At 36.9% G+C, this 9,454-nt stretch carries 9 protein-coding genes; 3 read left to right on the forward strand and 6 right to left on the reverse strand.

The annotated features are described in order from the left end of the window. From ABZA26_RS02625 to glsA, 6 genes are all read right to left on the reverse strand, one after another. The coding region (locus ABZA26_RS02625; RefSeq protein WP_372712970.1) for a carbon starvation CstA family protein at positions 1 to 425 on the reverse strand (425 nt) is incomplete at its 3' end. Positions 426 to 507: 82 nt separating this feature from the next. Continuing rightward, a complete protein-coding gene (locus ABZA26_RS02630; protein WP_372712971.1) occupies positions 508 to 1,302 on the reverse strand; it encodes a universal stress protein in 795 nt (264 codons plus the stop codon). Positions 1,303 to 1,605: 303 nt separating this feature from the next. Then, complete coding sequence (locus ABZA26_RS02635) at positions 1,606 to 2,400, reverse strand: sugar phosphate isomerase/epimerase family protein (RefSeq protein WP_372712972.1); 795 nt, start codon at positions 2,398 to 2,400, stop codon at positions 1,606 to 1,608. Positions 2,401 to 2,463: 63 nt separating this feature from the next. Continuing rightward, positions 2,464 to 4,056, reverse strand: a complete 1,593-nt coding sequence (gene serA, locus ABZA26_RS02640) for a phosphoglycerate dehydrogenase (protein WP_372712973.1) — start codon at positions 4,054 to 4,056, stop codon at positions 2,464 to 2,466. 405 nt (positions 4,057 to 4,461) lie between these two features. After that, positions 4,462 to 5,904 (reverse strand): alanine/glycine:cation symporter family protein, encoded by a 1,443-nt coding sequence (locus tag ABZA26_RS02645; protein ID WP_372712974.1) that lies wholly within the window; start codon positions 5,902 to 5,904, stop codon positions 4,462 to 4,464. Positions 5,905 to 5,958: 54 nt separating this feature from the next. Then, positions 5,959 to 6,879, reverse strand: coding sequence for a glutaminase A (glsA, locus tag ABZA26_RS02650; protein ID WP_372712975.1), 921 nt, complete (start codon positions 6,877 to 6,879; stop codon positions 5,959 to 5,961). A 657-nt stretch (positions 6,880 to 7,536) separates the two neighbouring features. Between glsA and rimP the strand changes: the two genes are divergently transcribed. The 3 genes from rimP to ABZA26_RS02665 form a co-directional block, all read left to right on the forward strand. Beyond that, positions 7,537 to 8,013 carry a ribosome maturation factor RimP gene (gene rimP, locus ABZA26_RS02655; RefSeq protein WP_372712976.1) on the forward strand — a complete coding sequence of 159 codons (477 nt, stop codon included), beginning with the start codon at positions 7,537 to 7,539 and terminating at the stop codon, positions 8,011 to 8,013. Between the two features lie 20 nt (positions 8,014 to 8,033). Further along, the gene (nusA, locus tag ABZA26_RS02660) at positions 8,034 to 9,104 is read left to right on the forward strand and encodes a transcription termination factor NusA (RefSeq protein ID WP_372712977.1); all 1,071 of its coding nucleotides are present in this window, start codon (positions 8,034 to 8,036) and stop codon (positions 9,102 to 9,104) included. Next, the coding region (locus ABZA26_RS02665) for a YlxR family protein (protein ID WP_372712978.1) at positions 9,105 to 9,454 on the forward strand (350 nt) is incomplete at its 3' end.

Raw genomic sequence — 9,454 nt, forward strand, 5'->3', positions numbered from 1 at the left:
AATACCACTCCCACAAGAATCAGCAGCACTACTGAGAATACTCTCATGAAATTTTTTGGACCGTTCCCAAGATATTTACCAACTATCTCAGCTACTGTAGATCCATCGTGTCTGAGTGAAAGCATACCCGCCAGATAGTCATGAACTGATCCTGCAAAGATACATCCAAATACAATCCAAAGGAAGGCGGCAGGACCCCACAGTGCACCTGCAACGGCACCGAATATAGGTCCTAAACCAGCTATATTAAGAAATTGTATGAGGAAGGCCTTTCCCCAGCTGATCTCTACGAAGTCAACACCGTCAGCAAGCCTGCAAGCAGGTGTAGGGTTGTTTTCGTTTATTCCAAAAATTTTTTCGACGATTGTACCATAAATAAAATAACCACCAATTAAAGTTGCCAAGGCTATTAAAAAAGTTATCATTTTTCCTCCTCACTTTCCAAGAAATAAAATTTGATAGTTTTATTAATATTATTTTTGCATCACTGATTTATTACGGTTTTTATTAAGCTATAAATATAGGTTTTTCCGAAGATTCGATTATTTTTATTCCAGGATCTCTTATTGCTTTTTCAAGCATTATTGAGTGTTTTAGATTACCCATAACTATAAGGTCATAGTCTTTCGAGTATTCTAAAATCATTTCGTGAACTTCCCCTTCAAGGAACTCTGTTTTTATGTTTTTTCCTGCCTTTTCCATGTAAGTTTTCAATTCTTCAGTATCGAGCTTTTTATCCCCGTTAACTGTAACGGCTGTAAAATCTTTTGTATCTGAAAATATCTCCATAAAATTAAAGAGTGATTTATTTGCTCCTATCTTTTGGTCATCTGCCAGCAGTATTTTTTCAAAGGAGTAATTCTCAAATTTTGGAACCAATATTACGGGTTTATGATGTGTATTCAATAATGTTTTTTCTTCATGGTTCAGCTCGTCTGATTTGGCAAGTATTGCCAGATCAAAGAATTTAAGTTCTTCCAATAAGATTTTGGAGGAATCTCCTACCATGTTATAAAATTTAGAGTCCTTCATTACAGATAAAAATGACTTTTCTATTCGTTCAGAATGCTCTTTTTCAACTTTTGTTATCCTTTGATATTCGTGGTCAATGTTTTTAATTTTAAGTCTGTATAAGTCATCAGCAGCCATAAATTCTTTGAATTCATCTTTGTCTACAACTGAATGTATAAACATCCCCACAATTTCCGCACCAGGATAGTGTTCCTTGATTACTTTTGCATACCTTGTTAAATATTCAACATCTTTTTCTTCAATAAATGCAACCAATACTCTGTTTAACATTCCTGTCTCCCTCCTTTAAAAAAATAAACTCATAGTTTTGTTAATTTAAATTTATGGTTGTAGGGAAATTCCTGAGCTAAAGATTATATCTTGCAATAAGGTTATTCTTTAAGAAAAAACGAATTCCTTCTATGTTCTTATTTGAATGAAAAATATGATGCCGGAATTTCAAATAGGTAAAAATTCACTTTAGATAATATAGTTCTATATTATCTGTTCTGAAAGATAATAGAAAATGGAATACTAAAAATTTGAACATTAAAAAATCCCCTTCTGAAGATTTTCAGAAAGGGACGGTTGCTTTTAGCCAAACATTTTATTGAAAATTTCAAGGGATTTTAAGGCATTCTCACGGGGTCTGACCTCTATAATGTAAGTCATATCCTTTGTTCCCATGATGTCAAAGTGTTTCTTGAAGTCCACGCCCCCTTTGCCTATTATCTGGTGGTCGCTTTTTCCGTTATTGTCATGGACATGGCAGGTTCTTATTCTGTCTTTATGCTTTATAAAAAAATCCACCTCATTATACAGGTTTTCATAGGAGTGTCCTATATCCCATGTGAGAAAGAGGTTTTTATTTTCATCTAAAACTTCTTCCAGAGTTTCCTGTACCAGTTCTACGGGGAAACGTCCGGAGTTTTCCACACAGAGGATAGTTTTTCCTTCAGAATAATCTGCAAGGTCTGTAAGGGATTCTTTTAGGACGGTCTTATATTCATCGTGATAAGTCTCATCCAGGTATGACTTTCTGTCTGTGAGGGTAAAGCATACAGCAGGGCCCACATGCATAGTGAGACGGGAGGCTCCTATATCACCGGCAAAGTCTATAACTCTCTTAAATCTTTTTATTGTAGCTATTCTTATCTCTTTCTGAAGCTGAAGCAGTGTAAGGTCTTCAGGGGCATGAAGTGTAATCTCCACTCCCAGATCCTCCTTGTATTTTTTTATCTGGTTTTTTTCTTCTTCTGTAAAATTTTCCGGGAAAAATATAGGCATGTTGACATTTAACTCCACTGAAGAGAAGCCGTTGTCATTTGCGTATTTTATGGAATCAAATATATTTTTTTCTCCAGAAGAGGCTGCGTATCCGAATTTCATAGATTTTTCCTCCTTTAAAATAAAGGAAGTCTATTTAAGACTTCCCTTTTTATATACTATTTATTAAAGTACAACACTTTTTGCAGACATGATATTATCCATTTTCTTGAATTCTCCGAGAGTTTCAGCAGATACTTCATCATCTATGGTAAGGATCATGATGGCAGTATCCCCTTTGGTTTTTCTGCCTACCTGCATGGTAGCTATGTTTATTCCTTTTTCTCCTGCTAGAGTTCCTACATGTCCGATTACTCCAGGGACATCTTTGTTTTTTATAAACAACATGTATTCAGTAGGTTTTACTTCAAAGTCAAAGCCTTCGAGTTCAATTATTTTCCCTTCTGCATTTGAACTTATAGTTCCTGCGATTGTGAATACATAATTCTTGCTGTTTGTTATTTTTATTGTCACAAGGTTGGAGTAGTTTCCAAAATTCTCTATGAATTTTTTCTCTTTCATTCCAATTCCTGCATTTTCAGCCATTATTTTTGCATTTACATAGTTGACGCTGTTACCAAGGATAGGCTGTAAAAGCCCCTTTGTAAAGGCCAGGTCAGCCATTTGAGTATCAAGCTTTGACACATCTCCCCAGTAGTTGATCTCTACAAATTTTACAGAGTCTGCATAGAGCTGATAGTAAATTTTACCCAGGTTCTCCATAAGTTCTATGTATGGCTTGACCTCTTTCAGACCCTCTCTTTCCATGACAGGAAGGTTTACTGCTGTTTCCACTATTTCTCCGTGAAGACCGTTTGCCACCTGCTGTGCAATGGCGATACCTACGTTTTCCTGTGCCTCAGCAGTGTTTGCACCTATGTGAGGAGTTGGGATGAAGTTGTCAAATTCGTATAGAGGACTTTCGTATCTAGGTTCTACAGCGTGGACATCTATACCTGCCCCTCTTACCTTACCGCTTTTAAGCCCCTGATAAAGGGCATCTTCATTTATTATCTTACCTCTTGCCACATTTATTAGGATTACGTGATCTTTCATTTTTTCTATCTCTTCAGTGCTGATCATATCGATTGTTTCTTCTGTCCTTGGTGTGTGGATTGTTATAAAGTCAGAAACTTTTAGAAGATCATCCAAATTTTCAGCTTTTTTGGCACTGAATCTGCTGAATCTTTCGTCTGAAATATAAGGATCGTATGCTACAATTTTCATTCCGAAGGCTTTCATTCTGGTAGCCATAAGTGAACCGATTCTTCCGAGACCGATTATTCCCAGAGTCTTGTTGTATAGTTCCACTCCTTCAAAGGAGTTTCTGCTCCATTTTCCGGCTTTCATGTCTTTGTCGGCTATTGACACATCTCTGGCACATGCCATCATGAGGGCTATTCCCAGTTCGCATGCAGAGATGGAATTACTTTCAGGAGTGTTTGCTACGATCACACCTTTTTTTGTAGCAGCATGGATGTCGATATTGTCTGTACCGTTACCTGCACGGCCTACAATTCTTAATTTAGTTGCCTTTTCTAAAAGTTCCTCGTCGACTTGTGTGGCACTTCTCACTAAAAGGGCATCATATTCGTGGATTTTTTTCAAAAGATCTTCACGACTTATACCGATGCAGACATCCACGTTAAACTGTTTCTGGAGAAGTTCTATTCCTCTTATATCCATTTTTTCTGCGATAATTACTTTGAATTTACTCATTTAAATTCCCCCTTTGAACTGTTGAAAATAAAATTTTATGTTATCCCCTGTATCAATTACCCATTCTTGATACATTCGGATTTTTTGTAAAGCTATCTTTAAAAATAACAAAATATTTCTGTGGTGACTTTTAGGTATATTATCATAAAAGACCGATTAATTCTAGAATAACTTAACATTTACGGGCTTTAATGAGGTTTGTTCCGGAATTAAAAAGTGTGAAAATTTCAGTATTTTAAAAAATAAATAACATGGGGTTTTTTAGGAAAAAAATAGGTAAAAGTTGATTCCTGTAGTAAAAAAAGAGCCTGCTAAAGTTTTTTCTTCTCAATTAAAACCTTAAAAAATAAAATACCCCTCCCTGAAATACAGAGGAGGAGTATAATTAAATTCATTTTATTATAATTATAAATTTATGATTTCAACCTGTTTTTCTCTAAACTGTTCTGCGTGTTCCTCTGTCCAGATTTCAGCTTTTTCAAGCCCTTTGATCCCTGCAGATACAAACACCGGATCTTTACCTTGAGACTTTTGCTTTCTGTAGTCAGCTAGGATATCTACAACCAAGTGTCCTAGCTTCGCTATGGCGACGAGGTTCATAAGAGCCATCAATCCCATGAAAAGATCAGCCATGTTCCAGACTACAGAAACAGCTGACTGGCATCCCCAGAAAACCATTATGATTACTGCGATTCTAAATGCTGAAAGCCACTTTGCCCCACCGTTTAAGAACTCTATATTTGATTCACCGTAATAGTAGTTTCCTATTATAGAACTAAATGCAAAGAGCATGATACACACTGCGATAAACAGATTACCCCAAGAACCTACCTGAGAAGTAAGTGCAGATTGAGTGAGCTGTATCCCTGTGATACCTTCCGTCTGATATGCTCCGGAGATTAATACAACCAATGCCGTAGCACTACAGATCAGTATTGTATCAACGAAAACCCCGAGAGTCTGAAGAAGACCTTGTTTTACAGGATGACTTACTTCAGATGTAGCAGCGGCATTGGGAGCACTTCCCATACCAGCTTCATTTGAGAAAAGGCCTCTTTTGATCCCCATCATCATTGCAGCTCCCATACCTCCTCCAGCGGCAGCCTTAAATCCAAAGGCACCTTCAAAGATAAGGGCAAAAATATGAGGTACAAGAGCAAAGTTTTTGATAACTACGAACATAGCAACAAGCACGTAACCTGTAGCCATTATAGGAACCAGAACTTCTGCAACTCTGGCTATTCTTTTTATACCGCCGAAGATAACCATTGCAGTAAGGGCGCTTAGACCCAGACCTACAAACACTCTGCTTATACCGAAGGCTTCTTCAAAGGCAAAAGAGATTGTGTTTGCCTGGACTGAGTTGAAGACAAGTCCAAATGAGATAGTTATAAGGATTGAGAAAACCATCCCCATTTTCTTTTGTCCAAGGGCTTTTTCCATATAGTAAGCCGGACCACCACGGTATCCGTTTTTATCCTTCACCTTAAAAGTCTGTGCAAGGGTATTTTCCACGAAACTCGAGGCTGCTCCCACAAGGGCGATAACCCACATCCAGAATACTGCTCCAGGTCCTCCTACGGCTACGGCAATAGCTACACCTGCAAGGTTACCAGTGCCTACGTGGGAAGCCACACTTATACAGAAAGCCTGAAATGCCGACACTCCTCCATCTTTTGTAGATCCGCTTCCTCCTAATACCTTAAACATTTCACCTATATAACGGAACTGAACAAAGTTTGTCTTAAGAGTAAAGTAAACTCCTACCCCTATTAAAAGTGCTATTAGAACATAGGACCATAAAATCGTGTTTCCGGTGTTGATAATACCATTAATTAAACCTAGCATCTGTTTCCTCCTTTTTTATATTACGTTATAGTTGGTGCGACAATTTATTTCTTTTTAGAAAATACTGAGAGACATTAATTTTGAAATGTCTTCAAGGATGGCGTAACCTCCTATGGAATTTCCCTTTTGGTCCAAGGCAGGTCCGTAGACCCCTATACCCATTTTTCCAGGTACAGAGGATAGGATTCCTCCACCTACACCGGATTTTGACGGAAATCCTACTTTCACTGCAAACTCTCCAGATCCATCGTACATCCCGCATGTGATCATGAGACTTTTTGCTATTTTTGCAGCTCTTTCAGAAATAACTCTTTCCCCCGTGCTTAAAACACCGTCTTTTGAAAGGAATAAACCTATCCTGGCCAGATCCATAGCTGTAATCAGTATAGAGCACTGCTTAAAGTAGACATCAAGAGCCTCTTCTACCTCTCCTTCTATAATATTGTCATTTTTCATAAAGTAAGCCATGGACCTGTTTCGGTTTCCTGTTCTTTTTTCACCTGAGTAGATCTCGTGGTCATATTCCAGTTCTGGATTTTCTGATATTTTTTCTATAAATTTTATGATTCTTTCAAACTTTTCGTCGGAGTTGTTTCCTTTGATCATAGAACTTACTGCTATGGCTCCTGCATTTATCATGGGGTTAAATGGTTTGTGGTGTATGCAGGTTTCCAATTTTTTTATTGAATTGAAGGCGTCTCCTGTAGGTTCCATTCCGATTTTTGAAAAAACATAGTCCTCTCCGTTATCAATGATAGCTAGGAGCAGTACAAGGGGTTTGGAGATACTCTGTATTGTGAATTTCTGTTTGTAATTTCCAGAAGCAAAAATTTGATTATCACTTTTGATTATGCATACTCCCAGGTCCTCTTTTTCTGCCCTGTCCAATCCGGGGATGTAATTTGCCACAGTTCCCATCTGACATTTTTTTTTGTTTTTTAAAATTAAATCGTGAAGAATATTTTCTCCGAACATAAATCCTCCTTATTAAATAATCCATGAAATATAAAGTGTTTCATTCTTTCAATTATTAAATTAACATTAAAGCCTTAAATGCAAACTTTAAAAAAATATTTTTAAGTTTATTTGTGGAACAGTTAAAACTAAATACGTCCTCTTTGTATGATTATACCCTTGGGATTTTATGGGGTCAATGTGAATAAAAATATACTGGGTATATCTGACAGATATACCAGAAGCATCTAAAGTGGCCGGTGTTGTTAGTCAAAAAAAGTGATTTTGTAGTCTTCAGTAGAGCGTTGTAAGACTCAGTAATTTTTTTTAAAAGTGTGATAAAAATGAGGGGTATAAATATATGATATAAATTTTTATAATTTAAAATATGAATAAATTCTATTCTTAATACTTGGTTTGAAATTTTCAATGAAACCTTTTAAAAATGGTGTTTAGAGATGATATCTTTTAAAAAAAATAAAAAATTTTTTTTTAAAAAGAAAACTTTACCTCAGAAATAAAGAATCTAGGGTAATTAATACCGATAAGGTTTGATTTATTTAATGTTTTGTGCTATAATTACCTCGGATAATGTAAATATGTCAAAGTTGGAAAGAGTGGGTTCATGCCCGCTCTTTCTTTATAGTTTTTTTGGAAGTGGGGTGAAAATCACAAGATATGGAAAAAAATGCAAAGGCAAATGTCGTGGAAAAGCTTTGGGAGCTTACAAATCCTGTTGCGAGGGAGTTTGGACTTGACGTAGTAGATATCGAATATCTTCAAGACGGAGGATATTGGTATGTGAGAGTATATATAGAAAAGCCAGATGCGGAAATAACCTTAGTGGATTGTGCCAACGTAAGTAACAGAATTGAAGAGGACGTAGATGCCCTTATAGAAAAGAAGTTCTTTTTAGAGGTATCTTCTCCCGGTATAGAGAGACCGCTGAAAAGCGAAAAAGATTTTATTAGGTTTGTTGGAGAAAAAGCTAGATTAATCCTTAAGCATAAGCTTGAAGATTCTAGAAACTGGACTGGAGAGATATCTAGTTATGAAAATGGAATCATTTATCTTAATGCAGATGGAAAGAAACTAGAGATTCCTTTCAGCGAGGTGAAAAAAGCCAACCTAGTCTTCGAATTTGGGGATTTTTAATATTTCAGGAGGTAATTTAGATGAAGAGTAAAGACGCAAAGGTTTTCCTCGAAGCCTTGACGGAACTGGAAAAGGAGAAGGGGATAAGCAAAGAAAGTCTTATCGAAACTGTAGAGCAGGCTCTTCTCGCTGCATACAAGAAACACTATGGGGAAGAGGATAGCTCTATAGAAGTGGAAATCAACAGAGAAACAGGAGATGTCAAGGTATATGAGATCAAAACTGTAGTGGAAGAGGAAGACCTCTACGACTCAGCATGTGAGATCATACTTGAAGATGCTCTATTGGAAAAAAAGAGAGCAAAAGTAGGAGACGTATTAAAAGTCGAGGTCAACTGCGAAGAGTTCAGAAGAAATGCTATCCAGAACGGAAAGCAGATAGTAATTCAAAAAGTAAGAGAAGCAGAGAGACAGTTTGTCTTTGATAAGTTTAAGAGCAGAGAAAAGGACATAATAAACGGAATCATCAGAAGAATAGATGACAGAAGAAATATTTTTATTGAGTTTGACGGTATAGAGGCAATGCTTCCAATCGTAGAACAGTCACCCTCTGATTTATACAGAGTGGGAGACAGACTGAAAGTCTATGTCGTAGAAGTAGAAAAAACAAGCAGATTCCCGAAGATACTGATTTCTAGAAAGCACGAAGGACTTCTTAAGAAACTATTTGAACTGGAAATACCAGAGATAGAAGACGGTCTGATCGAGATGAAGGCAGTGGCAAGAGAAGCCGGATCTAGGGCCAAAGTGGCAGTTTATTCGGAGAATAAAGAGATTGATACTGTAGGAGCATGTATAGGACAAAAAGGTCTCAGAATCAAAAATGTAGTAAATGAACTTAACGGAGAAAAAATAGACATAGTAGAATGGCTTGAATCTCCAGAAGAGTTTGTAGCTGCGGCTCTGAGCCCCGCAAAAGTAATAAGTGTAGAGGTGCTAGAGGATAAGGTTACAGCAAGAGTAATAGTAGATACATCGCAGCTCTCCCTGGCAATAGGTAAAAACGGTCAAAATGCAAGACTTGCAGCTAAGCTTACAGGAATGAGAGTAGATATCAAAACTCCTGAAGTCCCAGCTGAGGAAGAACTGTAAATGAAGATCAGTGAGTCGCCGGAAAGAACCTGTGCTGTTTGCCGTAGTAAAAAAACGAAGGACGCCCTTTTTAGAATTGTGGAAAAAGATGACCAGTTTATCTACGATAGAGAACAGAAGATTCAGTCACGTGGAAGCTATGTCTGCAGGACTCATGAATGTGTAAAAAGATTGTTGAAGCATAAAAAATACAAAATGGAAATTTCAGAGCTCACTAAAATGGTAGATGATCTTAAAAAAAATTCTAAAGACTATATGGGAATATTAAATGCAATGAAAAATTCTCAGTTTCTGACATTTGGAATCAGTATGGTTTTTGAAGATATAGAAAAAATTCATTTTCTTATAAT

The sequence above is a fragment of the Ilyobacter sp. genome (assembly GCF_041583315.1).
GTDB lineage: Bacteria > Fusobacteriota > Fusobacteriia > Fusobacteriales > Fusobacteriaceae > Ilyobacter.

Bases quoted from the DNA above. Each gene is read 5' to 3' on its own strand.
- ABZA26_RS02630 (WP_372712971.1), bottom strand. From the start codon at position 1,302: ATGTTAAACAGAGTATTGGTTGCATTTATTGAAGAAAAAGATGTTGAA.
- ABZA26_RS02635 (WP_372712972.1), bottom strand. From the start codon at position 2,400: ATGAAATTCGGATACGCAGCCTCTTCTGGAGAAAAAAATATATTTGAT.
- serA (WP_372712973.1), bottom strand. From the start codon at position 4,056: ATGAGTAAATTCAAAGTAATTATCGCAGAAAAAATGGATATAAGAGGA.
- ABZA26_RS02645 (WP_372712974.1), bottom strand. From the start codon at position 5,904: ATGCTAGGTTTAATTAATGGTATTATCAACACCGGAAACACGATTTTA.
- glsA (WP_372712975.1), bottom strand. From the start codon at position 6,879: ATGTTCGGAGAAAATATTCTTCACGATTTAATTTTAAAAAACAAAAAA.
- rimP (WP_372712976.1), top strand. From the start codon at position 7,537: ATGGAAAAAAATGCAAAGGCAAATGTCGTGGAAAAGCTTTGGGAGCTT.
- nusA (WP_372712977.1), top strand. From the start codon at position 8,034: ATGAAGAGTAAAGACGCAAAGGTTTTCCTCGAAGCCTTGACGGAACTG.